Source organism: Haloarchaeobius amylolyticus (genome assembly GCF_026616195.1).
Classification (GTDB): Archaea; Halobacteriota; Halobacteria; order Halobacteriales; family Natrialbaceae; genus Haloarchaeobius; species Haloarchaeobius amylolyticus.
This window is the reverse complement of the sequence record NZ_JANHDH010000003.1, coordinates 13894-32225: the sequence shown is the minus strand read 5'-3', so window position 1 is coordinate 32225 and position 18332 is coordinate 13894. Positions and strand designations below refer to the sequence as shown.

Below are 18332 nucleotides of genomic sequence, written 5' to 3'. Positions count from 1 at the left end.
CGACGGTTCGCGTCTTAGTTCCCCCGGCTGCACGCCCGGTACGAACCGTGTGCCGGCGTGTCCACCCCTACGACCCCTCCCCAGAAGTCGCAGTTCCCGCCCCGGTTCCATTCCACGTCGTGACGGTCTCCAGCCCACCGGCCGAGAGCCGGACCTGCTGGTTCGCCTCGACGCCCTCGAACGTCCGCGTGGTGCCATCGGGGAAGGTGACCGTCAGGTCGACCTGCTCGTGGCCTGCCAGTCCGAGATGAGAGACGCGGCTCTCCTGCGAGAGGAAGTCCGACTGGACCGTCTGCTGGACGACGGTGGACTGGCTCCCGGCCGACACGGTGACCTCGGCGCCGTAGACCGTCGCCCCAGCGTCGTCGACCACCCGGAACGCGATGCTGTTCGCGGCCGCACCCACGTTCTCGTAGAGGCGGACCCGACCATCGTAGGGGGCCACGACGATGTCGCGGTCGCCGTCCCGGTCGTAATCCAGCGTCACGAGCCCGCGGCCGTCCTGTTCGCCGAGCCCGTGGGCGCTCGCGTCGAGGTTCTCGAACCCGTTCCCGTCGCGTTCGAACAGCATCGGGTAGGTGTAGTGGGGGTCCTCGCGGTCGATGCGGACGACGTGCTGGGTCGCGTGGACCAGGTCGCGGTCACCGTCGTTGTCGAGGTCGGTCAGACTCGACGCCCAGCCCCAGCCGCCCTCCCGGACGCCGTACGAGACCGCGGCGTCCGACAGCCCGCCGCTCCCGTCGTTCAACATGAGCGTGTTGCCCCGGGTCCGCTGGGACTTGATGACGTAACCGAAGAGGTAGCGGAAGCGCTCCCGACGCTCATCGTCCCTGACCTCGTCGAGCGGCAGGTAGATGTTCGTCGTGAACACGTCCTGAGCCCCGTCGCCGTTCACGTCGGCGACCTCGGAGGACATCCCGTTCCGGGACGTGTTGCCACGCAGAGGCCGCTCGGTGAACGTCCCGTCGCCATCGTTGACGTACACCGTGTCGGTGTTGAAGTCGTTCGCGACGTGGACGTCCGGGCGGCCGTCACCGTTCAGGTCGACGAAACTCGCGGCGAGGCTCCAGCGACGCGCCGCGCTCAGTCCGGACCCCTCGACGCGCTCGAAGCCGTCCCCGGTGTTCTCGTAGAGCAGGTTCCGGTGACCGTTATCGCGGGCCAGCGTCTCGTTGAGGCTGAAGTATCCCTCGGGCTTGGTGGTCGCCCAGTCCCCCGACTGGTAGACGAGCAGGTCGAGGTCGCCGTCGCCGTCGTAGTCGGCCGCAGTCGCGCCCATCGGGAACGCCAGCTCGCCGAACGCGTCGTCGGTGCGCTCGAACTCGCCGCCGTCGTTGTGGAACAGGACCGGTTCGGCGTGCGACCGGAGGAACAGCAGGTCCGTCCAGCCGTCGCCGTCGTAGTCGAAGAAGAGCGCGCTCTTGACCGAATCGCCAAGGGACGAGAAGTTCTGCGCGCGAGTGAACGTGCCCTCCGCGTTCCGGAACAGGACCGGGCTGTCACCGCCGACCACCAGCAGGTCCCGCCAGCCATCGCGGTCGTAGTCCGCGACGTACACGCCGTCGTCCCCGTTGCCCGCGCCACCCCCGTCGGTCTCGTAGTCGAGGCCGGCCGCCGCGGTCGCGTCCTGGAACTCGATGCTGGTGTCGGGGGCGACTGTCGAGGGCGTCAGGCCGGTACACCCTGCAGAGACCACCAGCACCAGCGTCAGCGCCACCGCGAGCCACGGCCGAGGGGCTGACCGCGGAGAACCGGGCAGCGACCGTCTCATCGGTTGCTCGGGAGGGCGCGCTGGGCCCGGGGTGGCACGAGGAAGGTGCTTCGCGAGCGAGTGCCGAGGTAGTCGACGATACCGTGTCGGTCGGCCGGGACGTCGACGTCGTACTCGTCGGTCTGCATCGCCCTGCGGACCGCGAGGAACTTCCGGGTGTCCGTCTGGATGGACGAGAAGTTGAACGACGACCCGTCAACGTCGTCGGTGGCGACGCCTTCGGACCGCCGGAGGATCTTCGGCTGGAAGTCCTCGTCCCTCGCGGAGGCGACCTTCTGGGCGTGCCCGACGATGCCGTGTTCGGCCGCCAGTTCCTCGAGGTCTCCGACGTTCTCCTCGGTGATGCCGCTGTGGTCGCCCATCCGGTCGCCGATGTCGCCCACGTCCTCGTAGTCGTGGGCCGGACAGTACATCTCCTTCATGCGCTGGCGGTGGGACTGCTCGTACCAGTCGTCGAGGTGGGTCTTGATGCGCGAGACCACGAGCGTCGTGCCACCCGCGAACTGGCCCGACGAGCGTGTCGCGATGTCCTCCGGGGGGAGGCTGTTGTCGAAGCCTGCCCGGAACCCCATCGACAGCGGGGCGTCCTCGGGGATGTCGTCATTGTCGAGCTCCTGTGCGGGCCGACCCTTGCCGATGACGCCAGTCCGCCTGGTCGTCACGTCGAAGACTCCCGTCAGCCGGTCCTCGACCGGGACACCGTTCAGGGTCTCTTTCTCCCCGAACAGGGCCTCCTCGGCCGCCAGCAGGACCGAGGCGTAGTCGCTGTCGAGCAACAACAACGCGTCGAAGTCCGCGGCCATCGCCGGGTCCTCGTCGAGTTCCTCGAGCAGCGTCTCCGGCGGCTGCAACCCGTCGACCGCGATGTCGACCCGGTCGAGGTACCGGGGCGCGTAGCCGAGCATGAACAGCAAGCCGTTGTTGACGCTCCCGCTGGTGTCGAGGCCGCTCCCCCACTGGAATGCTCGTTCGAGCCCACGAAGCGCGTTCTCCACCTGGTCGCGCTCGGCTGTCGTCGGCGGAATCGACCCCTCGTAGCTGAGCCCGAGGAGCAACTGGTGCTGGCTCTGGGTCGTCGTTCCGTGGACGCTGTTCACGAGGTAGTCGTCCCAGGCGTGCTGGCGGTCGGGTAGTTCGGCCGGGTCGTCGACCCCGCGTGGATACGCGGGCGAGTCACTCGGCTCCTCGTCGGGTCCGCGCTCGGCCGCCTGGCAGGCCGCAAGCGCGCTCGACCCCCCGATGGCGAGCGCGGCCCGGACGAGCGAGCGCCTGGAGAGACCACGAGAACTGTTAGCAGGCATACCACGATAGTTGCGGAACATACTACATAACTGTTGTTGAACCATCTGGACTGGTTCCCGCATGGGTCCAGCCCAGTCCTGCCCGTCGAGGGCGTGACAGAGGGATATCCTGTATGAAGCGAAATAGAAAAAATCCGCCCTCCGAGCCCGTCTTCGTCCATCGAATCCATCGAATCATATCGATGCTACTGAATTTTCCGCTCGGTTATCGGTCGGTGACTTCACCAGTGGCTCGGTCCCTCGACCGAGCTGAGGAGGCGTATCGGTATGCCCCAGACTCATGTTACACGCATATACTCGTAACACCATGGTTCACGAGCTGTTACAGTAGTACGGGTGTAACCTACCTCGCCCCCTGTTCCGAGATATTCGGAACGGTCGATCCGCCGACCCCCGGAAGACAACGAGATGTGCCCACATGGCACATTCGCTCCGAGTATTTCGAAACGGTGGCGATGGCGAGCCCGGACCACCGGTCCCCGGTAGGCACGAACCGACCGAAATCGGGCCTCTCCGACGCTCGTTCCGATATATCCAGAACAATTATGATGGTTGCGCTGGTGTGTCATGATATGCCTTCGAAGCCGCTCAAGTCGCTCGTTCGCGCGAACCGGGTCATCGAGAGACTCGTCGAGATGCAGGCGGCCACGGTCAGCGAACTCGCGGCTGAGTTCGATATGCCCCTGAGCACGATGTACGAGTACGTCAACACCCTCGAGACGATCAACTACATCACGAAGCAGCCGGACGGCCGCTACCGCGTGAGTTCGTCGTTCCTCGAGGTCGGCAACCGCGTCCGGCGGAACCACGACATCTACTCGACGGCGGAACCCGAACTCCGACGGCTGGCCGAGGAGACCGGCGAGTTCGCGGGGCTGATGATCGAGGAGAACGACCTCGGTGTGTTGCTCTCGATGAAGAAGGGCGAGAAGGTGAAGCGACTGCAGGTCAGCCGGACCTACCCGGGCGTCAAGTCCCGGCTCCACACGACGGCCTACGGGAAGGCGATACTGTCCCAGCTCCCCGACGCGAAGATCCGGGACATCGTCGAGCAGTACGGCCTCCACCCGAAGACACAGAACACGCTGACCGACGTCGAGGCACTCCTCGACGACATCGACCAGGTCCGACAGCGCGGGTACGCGTTCGACGACGAGGAGTGCTTCGACGGGATGCGGGGCATCGGCGTGCCGATCACGAGCCGGTCCGACGACGTCCTCGCCGGCATCGCACTGTACGGGCCGCCGAACCGACTCGAGGACGAGGTGTTCTTCGAGGAGTACCCCGCCGTCGTCCAGGAGTACGCGGACATCATCCGGGGGAACCACGAGTACTCGTGACCCCCGGCACTGCCTCGCCTGCGTCGATGGGGCGGGCAGGAACGTACCGCAACGAGTGACCATGTATCACAACCGAGTAATATGTTGCAGTAATCGATATTCTTAATACATCATTCCATGTGAACTGTTAACGTAGCATGGCAGATTATAGCCTGGACACAGCAGAGGGGAGAATCGAGGCCCTGCGCCGGATGTTGACGATCCGCGAGTTCGACACCCGCGCGGGACAGTACTTCGCCGACGGCGAGATTCCCGGGTTCGTGCACCTCTACATCGGGGAGGAGGCGGTCGCGACCGGGACCTGCGCCGCACTCGAACCGGACGACTACATCAGCAGCACACACCGCGGGCACGGCCACTGTATCGCGAAGGGGCTGGACCCGAACCTGATGATGGCCGAACTGTTCGGCCGGGAGACCGGCTACTGCAAGGGCAAGGGCGGGTCGATGCACATCGCGGACGTCGATTCGGGGATGCTCGGTGCCAACGGCATCGTCGGGGCGGGGCCACCACTCGCGACAGGTGCCGCACTCACCATCGACTACCAGGACCGCGACCAGGTGGCACTGGCCTTCTTCGGCGACGGCGCGACCGCCCAGGGGCAGGTCCACGAGTCCATCAACATGGCCGCGACCTGGGACCTTCCCGCCATCTTCCTCATCGAGAACAACCAGTACGGCGAGGCGACGCCGGTCGAAAAGCAGCACAACGTCGCCAACCTCAGCGACACCGCGGGCGCCTACGACATCCCCGGCGTGACCGTCGACGGGATGGACGTGACGGCCGTCAACGAGGCCGTCACCGAGGCACGAAAGCGAGCCCGAGCTGGCGACGGTCCCACGCTCATCGAGGCGAACACCTACCGCTACCACGGACACTACGAGGGTGACGAACAGAACTACCGGACCGACGAGGAACTCCAGCAGTGGAAGGACCGAGACCCGATAGACTCGTTCAGCCAGCGCCTCATCGACCGCGGCGAACTCACCGAGGAGGAGTTCGAGGAGCTGGAGGCAGAGGTCCAGGAGACCATCGCCGACGCCATCGAGTTCGCGATGGACTCCGACCTGCCCGCGCAGGAGGACGCCTACGACGACATGTTCGCCGAGCCAGTTCCAGAGATCGAGCAGTTCGCAGAGCGCCTCCGCACCGACGGTGGCGAGCGCGGAGGTGATGCGCGATGAGCGCCCAGACCGCCGCGGCCGAACTCGACGGCATGGAGACCGAGCGGTTGACGGTTCGCGAATCTATCCGACTCGCACTCCGTGAGGAACTGCGCCGCGACGAGGACGTGTTCGTGATGGGCGAGGACGTCGGCGACTTCGGCGGCGTCCTCGAGGTCACCGGTGACCTCATCGAGGAGTTCGGCGAGGAACGCATCCGCGACACGCCCATCGCCGAGGCCGGGTTCACGGGCGCCGCGACCGGCGCGGCCGCGACCGGGACGCGCCCCGTCGTCGAGATCATGTTCTCTGACTTCATGGGCGTCTCGATGGAGCAGATCATGAACCAGATGGCGAAGATGCGCTACATGTTCGGCGGCAAGACGGAGATGCCCGTCACCGTCCGCACCACCGAGGGCGGTGGCATGGGCGCCGCCAGCCAGCACTCCGGGACGGTCCACGCCTGGATCGCGCAGTTCCCCGGCCTGAAGGCGGTCGCGCCGGGCACCGCCGCGGCCGCGAAGGGCCTGACCAAGGCGGCCATCCGGTCGGACGACCCCGTGTTCGTCTTCGAGAACAAGATGATATACGAGCAGAAGGGCGAGGTGCCGACCGACCCGGACTTCACCATCCCCATCGGCGAGGCGGCCGTCGAGCGCGAGGGCGCCGACGTCACCGTGGTCGCGACCCAGCGCATGGTCGGCGAGTCGCTCGACGTCGCGGAGAACCTGGCCGGTGACGTGAGCGTCGAGGTCATCGACCCACGCTCGCTCTATCCGCTGGACACCGAGACCATCGTCGAGAGTCTCCGGAAGACCGGCCGGATGGTGGTCGCGGACGAGAGCCCGCTCTCGTACGGCGTCCACGCCGAGGTCATCGCACGTGCCCAGGAGGAGGCGTTCTTCAGCCTCGACGCGCCCATCCAGCGCGTCGGCACGCCGGACACCCACATCCCGTTCAGCCCGCCACTGGAGCAGGAGGTGCTCCCGGACGGCGACGAGGTCGAGGCTGCCATCCGGCGGATCACGTGAAGCGATGGCCCACGTTGGACTCATCGTCAACCCGTCGGCAGGCCGTGACATCCGTCGGCTCACGGGCGGCGCGAGCATCGTGGACAACTACGCGAAACGCCGCGTCGCCGAGTGCGTCCTGCACGGCCTGACCCTGGTCGACGAGACACCCAGCGTGGCGGTCATGCCAGACCGGGTGGACATCGCCACCCACGCCGTCGAGGCGGCACCGCCGGAGATGGACGTCGAGCTGGTGGAGATGCCCATCCACGAGACGGCTGCGGACACGCGCAGAGCGGCCGAACGCTTCCGCGAGACGGCGGACGCGGTCGTCGTGCTGGGCGGCGACGGTACCACCCGCGACGCCGCGCTCGAAGTCGGTGACGTCCCCCTGTTGTCGGTCTCGACGGGGACGAACAACGTCGTGCCGACACCGGTGGACGGGACCGTCGCGGGCGCGGCGGCCGCCGTCATCGCGGACGGCATGGTCGACGCCGACACCGCGACCTACAGACACGGTCGTATCGACGTCCACGCCGACGACGTCTCCGGCGAGAAGTCCCTGACGGGGCTGGCAGCCATCGGTATCACCGACAGGCCGTTCGTCGGGACCCGGGCGGTCATCGACCCGTCGGAGCTGCTCGGCGGCGTCGTCTCGCGGGCCCACCCGGCCGAGATCGGCCTCACCAGCGCCGCGGGCTGTATCGAGCCGCTGGCGCCGGACGCCCCCGGCGGCATCGCACTGACACTCGGTGCCCCCGAGGAGACCCCGCGGTCGGTGCGGGCGATCCTCGCCCCGGGGATGACCGATACCGTCGGCATCGCCGAGTACGACACGCTCGACTGGGGCGAGACGGCGACGTTCCAGGTGACCGACGGCGTCGTCGGCGCCGACGGCGAGCGCGAACTCGAACTCACCGACGCGACCGTCTCGATGACGCTCAGCGCCGACGGGCCCCGGCTCGTCGACGTGGACGCGACGCTTCGCGCCGCGCCGGACGACGGGATGATGCTCCGGCACGGGGCGGCTGCCACCGAGTAGTCGCTGTCCATCCACCCTTCCCCAGCGCCCACCCTTCCTGTGGGACGGATTCTGTTGCTCAGTGATAGCTCCGCGGCTCTCCGGACGTGGGCGCAGGGTCCAGACCGGAACCAGAGAAGACGGAGAAGGTGCAGAACAGGCGAGACGTGCCGAGTACCCGGGACGAGCCCCGGCGACCGGCCGGCGGTTACTCCGTGCCGCGGTACGAATCCAGCACCAGCGTCGACGACTCGGCTGCTCGCTCGAAGAAACTGTCCAGGAACGCGGTCGCCTCGGACCGGCCGATGGCACGCGTGTCGTAGGTCAGGGTCGCGGTGACGAGTGGCCGGAGGTCGACGCCGTCGTCACCGGGCACGGCCCGCTGTCCGGAGAGGTCGACCTCCAGCGCGGCGACGGCGGGCCGGTTGACGAGCAGTCCCTCGGCGTCGTCGCCTGCCGGCTCGGCCAGCGTGAACGACGGCCGTTCGTCCTCGTCGCCCACGAGGCCCTCGCGCGCCTCGACGAGCTGGGTGAGCGACTTCTCGTCGACCGCCGGAATCACGCCCGTGGTGAGTTCCCCGTCGGCCTCGGTCACGAGCGCGATGTCGTGGTCGGCGACGACCTGGTGGGTGGACTCGCCGTAGGTCCCGTTCACGACCGGCGTGTCGGCAAGCGCCGCCGAGGCGACGACGAGCAACAGGTCGGTGGTCGTCACCCGGTCCTCGAAGGCTGCACGGACCGCCTCGGTCGTCTCCAGCAGTGCCTCACCGGCGTCGGGGGCTGCCACCTCGGTGACCTGCTGGAACCGGGACGTCGCAACTCCGCCGGTGTCGACCCGCTGGGCCGCCACCGGTTCGGCGCCCGACCCAGCCTCCGCGGCGGCCTCGACGTCGTCCTCGGTCACCGAATCCATCGGGCCGGTCCCCTCGACCGTCGTGAGGTCGACACCGAGTTCCTCGGCGCGTTTCTTCGCACGGGGGGATGCCTTGACCTCCTCGGCGGCGGAGTCGCTCTCGGCCGTGGTACCGCTCTCTGCGGCGGCCTCGACGTCAGCCTCCGTCACCGAATCCATCGGGCCGGTCCCCTCGACCGTCGAGAGGTCGACCGATAGCTCCTCGGCTCGCTTCTTGGCCCGGGGCGAGGCCTTCACCGCTGCCGACGCCCCGTCGGGTGCGGCCCCAGCAGTCGCGGTCTGTGCTGTACCGGAATCGCCGCTTGCCGTCCCGGTCTCACCGGTCGCTGCCTCGTCGCTGGAGCTCTCCTGGCCGGTGTCGGCCGCGCCGCCGAGTTCCGATTCGACCTCGGCCTCGAGGTCGGCGATGTCGGCGTCCCCGTTCGCGAGGATGCCGATGGGTTTCCCCGGTGGGATGGACTCGCCCTCCTCGAGGTAGATGCGGCGGAGTTCGCCGTCCTCGCGGGCTTCGACCTCGCCGATGCTCTTCTCGGATTCGACCTCGGCTATCACGTCGCCTTCCGACACCGGTTGGCCGGGGTCGACGAACCACTCGAGCACGGTCCCCTGCTCCATCTCGAGCCCCAGTTTTGGCATCTTGACAATAATTGCCATTATAAACCACACAACTACTTCATCATACAAAAGCGTGTTTACCGTGGCAACCCTTCACTCACAGGCGGGGACGACGACATCAGTGCCATGCCCCCCGATTCGAGGCGGACCGTCGGTCGGTGATCAGTGGCTGCCTCCCCCGAGACCACTGCCGAGTCGGACTCGTGGAGTCGTGCGGACCCTCATTGCGGTACCTGCGCCGCCTGTCGCACCTCGTGCTGGACCGTCTCACCGATCTCCTCGATTGCCTCGCGGGCGCGGTCCAGGTCCGGGTCCGAGAGCATCGTCAGGAAGCCGTGGATCATGTCCTCGTACTCGACGTGCTTCGTCGGGACACCGGCGTCCGACAGCCGGTCGGCGAGCGCGCGCCCGTCGTCGCGGAGCGGGTCGAACCCACAGGTCACCACCAGCGACGGCGGGAGGTCCGCCATGCTCTCCGCCCGGTGTGGCGAGGCGTAGGCGTGCGTGGCGTCCAGGTCGCTCCGGAGGTACCCGTCCCAGAACCGCTCCATGTCCTTCCGGGTGAGGAAGTACCCCTGTGCGTTCTCCTCGTACGACGCCGTGTCGAACGCGTAGTTGGTCGCCGGGTAGGCGAGGACCTGGTAGTCGATGGCCGGGCCGTCACGGTCGCGCGCCAGCATCGCGACCCCCATCGCGAGCGTCGCCCCGGCACTGTCGCCCGCGACGACCAGCGAGTCGGCGTCGACGTCGAGCGTCTCCTCGTCGTTCGCGACCCAGCACGTCGCGGCGTAGCAGTCCTCGAGACCGGCGGGGAACCGGTGCTCGGGCGCGAGGCGGTAGTCGACGGCGACGACCAGACAGTTCGTGGCGTTCGCGAGCGCCCGGCAGAGGGCGTCGTGGGTCTCGAGGCCGCCCAGCATCCAGCCGCCGCCGTGGCAGAACACGAGTGGCGCGATAGGGTCGTCCCCGACCGGCCGGTAGAGTCGGACCGGTATGTCCCCGTCGGGGCCCGGGACCGTACGGTCCCGAACCGACGCGACCTCGTCCGGTGGTTCGTCCGGCACGCTGAGGTCGCGGTACGTCTGGCGAGCGTCCTCGAGCGAGAGGCGATACAGTGGTGGCAGGCCCTCGTCCGTCAGTCCGTGGAGGTACTCCTGTACCTGGGGGTGAAGTGTCGATGACATCGCGTCGATTACACTATTCGGATAGAGCGGTATAACTGTACCCCCCGATAGCAGAAGAGTATAAGCGGGGAGACGCTGTAGCACACGCCAGCAGGTACGACAGACGATGGCTGACCACTCACTGCCGAGAGAGACGGAGGTACTGGTTATCGGTGCAGGCCCCGGTGGATACGTCGCGGCGATCCGGGCGGCGCAGGCCGGGTTCGACGTGACGCTCGTGGAGAAGGACGCCTACGGCGGCACCTGTCTCAACGTCGGGTGCATCCCCTCGAAGGCGCTCATCACGGCGACCGACGTGGCCCACGAGGCAACCACCGCCGAGGAGATGGGCATCACCGCGGAGGTCGACGTGGACTTCGCGGCGATGACCGACTGGAAAGAGGGCGTCGTGAGCCGTCTCACAGGCGGTGTCGAGAAGCTCTGCCGGGCGAACGGCGTGACCCTCGTCGACGGGACCGCCGCGTTCACCGACACACAGCAGGTCAGGGTCACCCGACAGGGAACGACGGTCGGGACGACCGACTTCGAGCACGCCATCGTCGCCACGGGGTCGCGCCCGGTCGAGCTACCGGGGTTCGCGTTCGACGGCGAGGAGGTGCTCTCGTCGACCCACGCGCTCGCACTCGACTCGCTCCCCGACCGGCTGGTCGTCATCGGCGCGGGCTACATCGGGATGGAGCTCTCGACGGTGTTCGCCAAGCTCGGCGTCGACGTCACGGTCGTCGAGGCGCTCGACGGGGTGCTCCCGGGGTACGAACGCGACGTCGCCCGCGTCGTCAGGCGGCGAGCCGAATCGCTCGGGGTCACGTTCCGGTTCGGCGAACGAGCCGATGGGTGGACGCCGACCACCGGGGGAGTGCGCGTGAGGACTCAGTCCGACGACGACGGCCAGGCCCAGTACGAGGCGGACCGCGTGGTCGTCGCCGTCGGCCGCGTGCCGGTCACGGGCACACTCGACCTGTCGGCCGCAGGCGTCGAGACCGACGAGCGCGGGTTCGTCGTGACCGACGAACAGGCCAGAACGAGCACGGACTCGATATTCGCCGTCGGTGACGTCGCCGGCGAGCCCATGCTGGCCCATCGAGCCAGCAAGGAGGGTGAGGTCGCCGCCGCCGCTATCGCCGGGGAGGACGAGACGATGTCGACCCGCGCCATCCCGGCCGCCGTCTTCACCGACCCGGAGGTCGCGACGGTCGGACTGACCGAGGCCGAGGCCGCGGACGCGGGACTGGAGCCGGTCGTCGGTCGGATGCCCATGCGCGCCTCCGGCCGGGCGCTCACCCTCGACGAGACCGACGGCTTCGTCCGGGTCGTCGCGAACGGGACCACGGGTACCATCGTCGGTGCACAACTGGTCTGTCCCGAGGCGTCCGAACTGGTCGCCGAGTTCGCACTCGCGGTCGAGACCGGCGCCACGCTCGCGGAGGTCGCGACAACGGTTCACACCCACCCGACCCTGACCGAGGCGGTGATGGAGGCGGCCGCGAGCGCCCAGGGCGCGGCCATCCACACGGTCGGTCGGTGAGTCCCCTGACGCGCTAGGGGTAGCCAAGCAGGTGCTGGTTCGCGGTCGAATGTTTCGGGGTAGTCGAGAACAAGAGTACTGTTTTATGTATTCTATTAACAAGATGGAACCGGTATATCCTACTAAAATGGAGACTTTTCCCACAGAACCTGAGAGTACCTGAAACCGAGTAAGTATTTATTCGAGAATCTGGGGCTGGTGTGAGTCCATCCTCTCACGCATAGCGGATACACGGAACGCCGACGACACATCTCACACGGTGTACAATGTGTAGACCGTTCAAACGGTGTGTTCTTCCGTCAGAATGGTTGCTCGCACGAAAGATACAGGTGGGCCGGGGATGAGTAGCCGGTAACGGGACGGGTATGAGCGAGACGAGACAGATTACAATCGGCGAGACGGTGGACGGGTCGACCGTGACGGTACCGGTCGTAGAACTGCTGACGGGCCGGGGCTTCGTGACTGGGAAGTCGGGCTCCGGGAAGTCGAACACCGCGAGCGTCGTCGCCGAGGAGCTGCTGGAGGCGGGCTACCCCCTGCTCGTCGTCGACACCGACGGGGAGTACTACGGGCTGAAGGAGGAGTACGAACTGCTGCACGCCGGCGCCGACGAGGAGTGCGACATCCAGATCGCCCCCGAGCACGCCGAGCGCATGGCCCACCTCGCGCTGGAGGAGAACGTCCCCATCATCCTCGACGTGTCGGGCTACCTCGACGAGGACGTCGCGAACGAACTCATCCTCGAGACCACTAAACACCTCTTCGCGAAGGAGAAGAAGCTCAAGAAGCCCTTCCTCCTAGTCGTCGAGGAGGTCCACGAGTACATCCCCGAGGGCGGCGGGATGGACGAGACGGGCAAGATGCTCATCAAGGTCGGCAAGCGCGGGCGCAAGCACGGCCTCGGCATCATGGGCATCAGCCAGCGCCCGGCCGACGTCAAGAAGGACTTCATCACGCAGGCGAACTGGCTGGTCTGGCACCGCCTCACCTGGGAGAACGACACCAAGGTCGTCGGGCGCATCCTCGGGAGCGAGTACGAGAACCGCATCACCGACCTCGACGCCGGGCAGGCGTTCATGATGTCGGACTGGGCCGAGGCCGACATCCGGACCATCCAGTTCCGCCGCAAGCGCACCTTCGACGCGGGTGCGACGCCGGGGCTCGACGACTTCGAGCGTCCCGAACTCAAGTCGGTCAGCGACGCGCTGGTCGAGGACCTCTCGGACATCACCGAGGAGAAGGCCGAGCGCGAGAACCGCATCATCGAACTCGAGAACGAACTCGAGAAGAAAGAACAGAAGATATCGACGCTGGAGGACGAACTCGAACGCGCGCGAGACATCTCCTCGGCCGCGGAGCAGATGGCCGACGCCATCGCGGGCAACACCGGTATCGAGACGCCGGGCGAGCAGACGACGCTCGACGATGCGGCCGCGGTGGACGACGACAAACCGGACGAGGAGAAGACGAACGCCGAGATCGAGGCCGAACGCAACGAGCTTCGCAAGCGGGTGCGCGAACTCGAGGGCGAACTCGAACGCCTCGAATCGCGCAACGAGACGCTCCGCGAGGAGAACGCCGAACTCCACGAGGACGGCGAGGAGGCCGACATCGTCCAGGACCAGCGCGACCGCATCGCGTTCCTGGAGATGGCGCTCGAACAGCTCCAGCGGCGGTTCTCGGAGCCGTCGAGTTCCAGCGATTCGACGGCCGGGAGCGACGAGTTCGATGACGTCGTCGAGCTGGTCCACGCCGACCCCGTGGAGGGGCGCGTCGAGGACGCCATCCACGAGGCCGAGTGCAACGAGACGTACACCTGGGACACCATCGCGGTCCTCGGCGAGAAGGCCCCGATGACGGTGGCCCAGGTCGAACCGCTCGTCGACACGGACGGCCAGCGCATCCAGAGTGCGCTCACGGAACTCCGAAAGCGCGACGTGGTGCGCCGCGACGAGAAAGGGCGCTACGAACTCGACCGGGGGTCGATGGAACGACTGGTCGCGGACCACCGCGAGCGCGAGCGCATGGCGGCGGTCAAAGAGAAGACGCGGAATCCCTGAGCGGGTTGGCGGCCGGAATCAGGGGACGCTCCCGACCTCGTCGATGGGCATGACCGAGTAGTCCACCGAGAGGGTGTTCTTCGTGGCGCGGATCTTCCCGACGAACGTCGAGATGTCCGCCAGCGAGCCCTCGACGATGAACAGCTCCATGCAGTAGTGGTCGCCGACGTGGTTGTGGACGTTCGAGGCGACGAGGTCCTCGTGTTCATGGCGGAGGCTCATCATCCGGTGTTCGACGTTCGTGGACTCGTAGTCGAACAGCACGGTGACCACGCCCATGAGGTTGCGGTCCTCGAGCTTCTTGTCCTCGAACTCGCCGAGGAGGTTCCGGGAGGCCTCCCGGATGACCTCGCTCCGGCCGGTGTACCCGTGGGTCTCTGCGAACTCGTCGATCCGTTCGAGGAGTTCCTCCGGCATCGAGACACTGACGACTGTCATGTATTAACCGACGGCGGTAGAAATAATAAGGATTCGTATTCTGACGGCCTGAGAGGGGTGCGAGATAGTAACAGTGCCCGGGTCACTCCGCCTCGGCCATGCCTTCCAGGCGTTCTCGCGAGGCCGTGACCCGTTCCTCGTCACCGGCGGCCTCGGCGATCTCGGCGGCCTCGGTCAGCGTCTCCCGCAGGTACGGGGTCGCGCCGACCGACTCGTAGCGCTCGATGGCGGCGTCGAGTGCATCGAACGCCTTCTCGTACACGCCGTTGGCCGAGCAGACCGACGCGTAGTCGCGGTACGTCTCCGCGAGGCCGGGCGAGCGGTCGAGGGATTCGAGCATCTCGATGGCGCTCGAGAGGTGCTCGCAGGCAACGTCGAGGTCGCCGCGCTGCTGGGCGATGCGTCCCCTGATGGCCAGCGCGAGGGCCTCGTCGCGCTCGTCGCCGAGTTCCTCGACCAGTGCCAGACAGGCCTCGACGTGGTCGGCCGCCTCGTCGAGCCGCCCGTCGTCGCACGCGGTCGCGGCCAGGCCGCGGAGACAGAGCATCTGGGAGTGTCGGTTCTCCTGGGCACTGGTCATCTCGAGGGCGCGTTCGAGGGACTCGCGGCTCCGGCCGAGGTCGCCGGCCCGCCGGTAGGTGTTGCCGAGCGCCCGCCGGGCGTGGGCTTCGACCTCGCGGGCGCCGACGGTCTTGCTCTCCTGGACCGCCTGCCGGAAGCGGGCGATGGCCGCATCGAGGTCGCCCACGTCGCGGGCGGTGACCCCCAGGTTGATGAGACTGTCCAGCGCCTGGACGCGGGCGCCGATGGTGTGGCGGATCTCGTGGCTCTGCTCGAAGCGTTCGACCGCCCCGTCGAGGTCGCCGCGTTCGCGCTGTATCATGCCGAGGTTGTTCAGCACGTCCGCCTCGCCGCGGAGGTCGGTGATCTCGTCGTAGATGTCGAGTGCGGCCTCGAAGCGAGCCTTCGCCTCGTCCACGTCGCCACGGAGCCAGGCGACGACGCCGACCCCGTTGAGCGCCCGGGCCTCGCCCTGCCGGTCGCCGGCGGCCCGGAAGCCCTCCAGGCTCGAGAGGCCGTACTCCCAGGCGTCGTCGAACTCGCCGCGCCGGTCCCAGACGTAACTCCGTATCTTGTCGGCGCGTGCCCGCAGGAGCGCTTTCGCGTTCTCGTCCGCCGTGGCGTCGGCCACCTCCTCGAGGTAGTCGCACTCGGCCAGGGCCACCTCGTAGTCGCCGGCGTCGCTGTACATCCGCGCCCTGGCGACCAGACAGGAATGGACCGTGCTGGTCGGGCAGGCGTCCGGGAACGACAGGTTCGCGTGGGGGCCGTGGCCGTAGAGGGGAGCCAGTCCCGGCGTCTCCCGACCGAGCGAGAAGAGCCGTTCGGCGGTCGCGGTCAGCCACGCCACCGGGTCGGCCTCGACCTGCTCGAGGACCGGGGCGTCACCCTGCCGCAGGGACCGGATGCGGTCGCGTCGGTCCGGGTCCCCTCCGAGCGCCAGCAGCGCGTTGACCGCCCCGGCGAACCGCCGGTGGGCCACCGCGTGGTCCAGCGTCGAGACGACCTCGTCGAGGAACGCGGTCGACCAGGCGTCGTGGACCGTCCGGTAGGCACCGTTCACGCGGCCGAACAGGACGTGGCCGTCGAGGTCGTCGAGGGCCGCATCGACCGCGTCCAGGTCGGGGCCGTCCGGGTCCACCGCGAGTGCGTACACCAGGTCGGGCGTGACGGGTAGCCCGGCCGCGTTGCAGGCGTTGACGAGCGTCGCGACCACGAGCGCGTCCGGGTCGTCCGCGACCGCCGCGTAGGCGCTCCGGACGTCCTGCGAGAGGGAGGTGACTGCGTCGCGGTCGTCCTGCGGGTCCGCGAACAGGCCGTACCGGTGTGAGAGGATGAGCAGTTCGCCGGCCTCGGCGTCGCTATCGTCCCACGTCGGCATGGTGAACTCCTCGCGGGGTGGCAACGACCCCGGGAGCAGTCGGTCGACGTGGGCGTGGAACCGGTCGCGTTCGGTGTCGTCCAGCGCCGGGACCGAGACGGGGCGTATCTCGTCCTGTCTGAACGTCTCGAGGCGCGCGTCGAGCAACTCGTCGGGGTCGGCCCACTCGGAGCGACGCGAATCGAGCAGGAACGAGACGTCGGCGTCCCCGGATAGTTCCTGTATCAGCGTGAAGAGCCTCGAGACGTCGCCGCGGGTCGCGTCCTCGACGGCCACGAGGACGTGCCCGTCCATCGCCCGCAGGGCCGACGCGAGGTCGGTCGGGTCCTCGATGGGGGCGTCGCGGCCGGCCTCGCGGTAGACCACGGGCCCGGTCCCGTCGTGCCACCACCGGTAGGCGGCCTGTTTCAGGCACGTGCTCTTGCCACTGCCCGGGAGGCCGATGATGACCGAGTCGTGGCCGTCGGCGACGTCGGCCAGCACGTCGGCGACGAAGTCGCGTCGGTCGCCGTCGACGACGTGTTCGCGGGCGAGCGTCATGTCGGCCCGTACCTCGGCGAGGCGCGGGCCGGCCCGGAGCATCGTCGCGGGTGCGAGCACCTCGGTTCCCTCGAAGTACTCGCTCGACAGCGGTCGGAAGCCGCTCTCGGTGACGACATCGGGAGCTGCCGCCGACTCGGGCAGCTCGTCGACCGGCTGCTGCCCGGTCTCGCCGACCGGGCCGTCGACGAGACGGTGGTCCTGCGACGCGCCGAGGTACTGCCTGAAGAGGTCGTCTGCCCACCGGCGCGCGCCCACTGACCCGTTCTCGACCACCGCGTGGATGCCCCCGGTCGGGGAGTACACGACGAGCAGGACGCACCGCTCGTCGTCCGTCACGAGGTCGACCACGCCGAGTCGCCGCGGGAGCACGTCGCAGGACTCGACGTGCCAGCTCCCCTGCGCGACGCCCCCGTTCGTCTCGGCCTCCGCCTGCAAGCGTTCGGCGATGTCGGGGTCGGCCGCGACGGTGACCGAACCACCGCGGGCAGCGATACCGACGACCTCGGACAGCGACCGGTCGTCGGCCGCGACCGGCCAGAGCGCACGGAGCGAGGTCGCCCGGTCGAGCATCGCGTGAATCTGTTCGAGGAGTTCGTACTGGCGATTCGAGGACGAGAGGGTGATGTCCGCCCCGGCGAGGACCGCCGGTTCGAGCGGTGTCGCAGGTGGAATCGGGTCGAAGAGGTCGTGGTTCGACTGCACCGCCCGCAGGCCGGCGAGGTGGTCCCGGTGGTGGTCGAGGACCAGCGACCCCGCCGTCGTGAGCACGTATCCCTCGTCCGTCCGCGCGATCCAGCCCGCCTCCGTGAGTTCACGGACCCCCCGGTTCACCGTCGACCGGGAGACGCCGAGTGCCGCCGTGAGGTCCCGGACGTGCGCTGGCCCCGACTCGATGCACTCCAGGAACCGGTAGCGACGGTCCAGGAGTTCCAGCGCATCCGAGACGTCGTCCCCATCCATGTCTCTCCCATGAACCTGCTCGGTGAAATATGTATACCAAGAGACAACCGGTCCCGATAGGGCACACGGATGTACAGAGTTGCCGGACACGACGGGGAACACGAACAGGCTGGTCGAACTTTGCCAGTGAGACGAACGCATCCGGGTGGCGAGCACCGGCGGTGTCACGGGGTGACACCGCGTGTCACTCGGTGAGTTGAACTGTCGAGGTATCGTTACTCTTCGTAGAGGCCGGCGGTGGACTGCCCTTCCGGGGGGAATGGGGGCAGGTCAGGTCGTGCACGGCAGTACCACCGGTCACGCTGCCAGGCGAGCTCGTCTGGCCACCGACGTCGGCCTCTGTTCTCCGAGCGTGCCCGCGGACGAGCGCATTGGAAAGGCATCGTCCCGGGGGCGTTCTCGACTGGCGTCGACGGTCGGCGCACCGACTCCGGGGGGAAGACGGTGCGTCGTCCGACCTGCCAACCTCCACTTCTGACACGGGTGTCCGTCGGTCGGAACCAACATAGGATTTCTTACACAAATCCCCTTTCGGGAAAGGTCAAT

At 67.7% G+C, this 18332-nt stretch carries 12 protein-coding genes; 6 read left to right on the top strand and 6 right to left on the bottom strand.

The window, feature by feature from the left end:
- Positions 1-67: 67 nt before the first annotated feature.
- On the bottom strand, positions 68-1717 hold the full coding sequence (locus tag NOV86_RS17990; RefSeq protein WP_267643152.1) for a CRTAC1 family protein: 1650 nt from the start codon (positions 1715-1717) through the stop codon (positions 68-70).
- Positions 1718-1767: 50 nt separating this feature from the next.
- A complete protein-coding gene (locus NOV86_RS17985) occupies positions 1768-3072 on the bottom strand; it encodes a DUF7405 family protein (RefSeq protein WP_267643151.1) in 1305 nt (434 codons plus the stop codon).
- Positions 3073-3644: 572 nt separating this feature from the next.
- Here NOV86_RS17985 and NOV86_RS17980 point away from each other — a divergent pair.
- The 4 genes from NOV86_RS17980 to NOV86_RS17965 all read left to right on the top strand — a co-directional run bounded on the left by NOV86_RS17980 (position 3645) and on the right by NOV86_RS17965 (position 7627).
- Positions 3645-4412 (top strand): IclR family transcriptional regulator, encoded by a 768-nt coding sequence (locus NOV86_RS17980; protein ID WP_267643150.1) that lies wholly within the window; start codon positions 3645-3647, stop codon positions 4410-4412.
- Between the two features lie 137 nt (positions 4413-4549).
- On the top strand, positions 4550-5596 hold the full coding sequence (locus tag NOV86_RS17975) for a thiamine pyrophosphate-dependent dehydrogenase E1 component subunit alpha (protein ID WP_267643149.1): 1047 nt from the start codon (positions 4550-4552) through the stop codon (positions 5594-5596).
- Entirely contained in the window at positions 5593-6606 is a 1014-nt protein-coding gene (locus NOV86_RS17970) for an alpha-ketoacid dehydrogenase subunit beta (RefSeq protein ID WP_267643148.1), read from the top strand. Before NOV86_RS17975 ends, NOV86_RS17970 begins: the two co-directional genes overlap by 4 nt.
- A 4-nt stretch (positions 6607-6610) precedes the next feature.
- Entirely contained in the window at positions 6611-7627 is a 1017-nt protein-coding gene (locus NOV86_RS17965) for an NAD(+)/NADH kinase (RefSeq protein WP_267643147.1), read from the top strand.
- 187 nt (positions 7628-7814) lie between these two features.
- On the opposite strand, the gene NOV86_RS17960 is transcribed toward NOV86_RS17965, so the two are convergent.
- Together NOV86_RS17960 and lipP1 are read right to left on the bottom strand one after the other, a co-directional pair.
- Positions 7815-9173 carry an E3 binding domain-containing protein gene (locus NOV86_RS17960; protein WP_267643146.1) on the bottom strand — a complete coding sequence of 453 codons (1359 nt, stop codon included), beginning with the start codon at positions 9171-9173 and terminating at the stop codon, positions 7815-7817.
- A gap of 182 nt (positions 9174-9355) precedes the next feature.
- Entirely contained in the window at positions 9356-10318 is a 963-nt protein-coding gene (gene lipP1, locus NOV86_RS17955) for a LipP1 family hormone-sensitive lipase (RefSeq protein ID WP_267643145.1), read from the bottom strand.
- A 106-nt stretch (positions 10319-10424) separates the two neighbouring features.
- On the opposite strand from lipP1, the gene lpdA reads away from it, so the two are divergent.
- Together lpdA and NOV86_RS17945 are read left to right on the top strand one after the other, a co-directional pair.
- Positions 10425-11843: a dihydrolipoyl dehydrogenase gene (gene lpdA, locus NOV86_RS17950; protein ID WP_267643144.1), complete on the top strand. Its 1419-nt coding sequence runs from the start codon at positions 10425-10427 to the stop codon at positions 11841-11843.
- 365 nt (positions 11844-12208) lie between these two features.
- Positions 12209-13903 carry an ATP-binding protein gene (locus NOV86_RS17945; RefSeq protein ID WP_267643143.1) on the top strand — a complete coding sequence of 565 codons (1695 nt, stop codon included), beginning with the start codon at positions 12209-12211 and terminating at the stop codon, positions 13901-13903.
- An 18-nt stretch (positions 13904-13921) separates the two neighbouring features.
- On the opposite strand, the gene nikR is transcribed toward NOV86_RS17945, so the two are convergent.
- Positions 13922-14341: a nickel-responsive transcriptional regulator NikR gene (nikR, locus tag NOV86_RS17940; RefSeq protein ID WP_267643142.1), complete on the bottom strand. Its 420-nt coding sequence runs from the start codon at positions 14339-14341 to the stop codon at positions 13922-13924.
- Positions 14342-14423: 82 nt separating this feature from the next.
- A complete protein-coding gene (locus NOV86_RS17935; protein ID WP_267643141.1) occupies positions 14424-17786 on the bottom strand; it encodes a tetratricopeptide repeat protein in 3363 nt (1120 codons plus the stop codon).
- Between the last annotated feature and the right edge of the window lie 546 nt (positions 17787-18332).

Excerpts from the sequence above, each read along its gene's own strand:
- NOV86_RS17985 (WP_267643151.1), bottom strand. The coding sequence starts at position 3,072 with ATGCCTGCTAACAGTTCTCGTGGTCTCTCCAGGCGCTCGCTCGTCCGG.
- NOV86_RS17980 (WP_267643150.1), top strand. The coding sequence starts at position 3,645 with ATGCCTTCGAAGCCGCTCAAGTCGCTCGTTCGCGCGAACCGGGTCATC.
- NOV86_RS17975 (WP_267643149.1), top strand. The coding sequence starts at position 4,550 with ATGGCAGATTATAGCCTGGACACAGCAGAGGGGAGAATCGAGGCCCTG.
- NOV86_RS17970 (WP_267643148.1), top strand. The coding sequence starts at position 5,593 with ATGAGCGCCCAGACCGCCGCGGCCGAACTCGACGGCATGGAGACCGAG.
- NOV86_RS17965 (WP_267643147.1), top strand. The coding sequence starts at position 6,611 with ATGGCCCACGTTGGACTCATCGTCAACCCGTCGGCAGGCCGTGACATC.
- NOV86_RS17960 (WP_267643146.1), bottom strand. The coding sequence starts at position 9,173 with ATGGCAATTATTGTCAAGATGCCAAAACTGGGGCTCGAGATGGAGCAG.
- lipP1 (WP_267643145.1), bottom strand. The coding sequence starts at position 10,318 with ATGTCATCGACACTTCACCCCCAGGTACAGGAGTACCTCCACGGACTG.
- lpdA (WP_267643144.1), top strand. The coding sequence starts at position 10,425 with ATGGCTGACCACTCACTGCCGAGAGAGACGGAGGTACTGGTTATCGGT.
- NOV86_RS17945 (WP_267643143.1), top strand. The coding sequence starts at position 12,209 with ATGAGCGAGACGAGACAGATTACAATCGGCGAGACGGTGGACGGGTCG.
- nikR (WP_267643142.1), bottom strand. The coding sequence starts at position 14,341 with ATGACAGTCGTCAGTGTCTCGATGCCGGAGGAACTCCTCGAACGGATC.
- NOV86_RS17935 (WP_267643141.1), bottom strand. The coding sequence starts at position 17,786 with ATGGATGGGGACGACGTCTCGGATGCGCTGGAACTCCTGGACCGTCGC.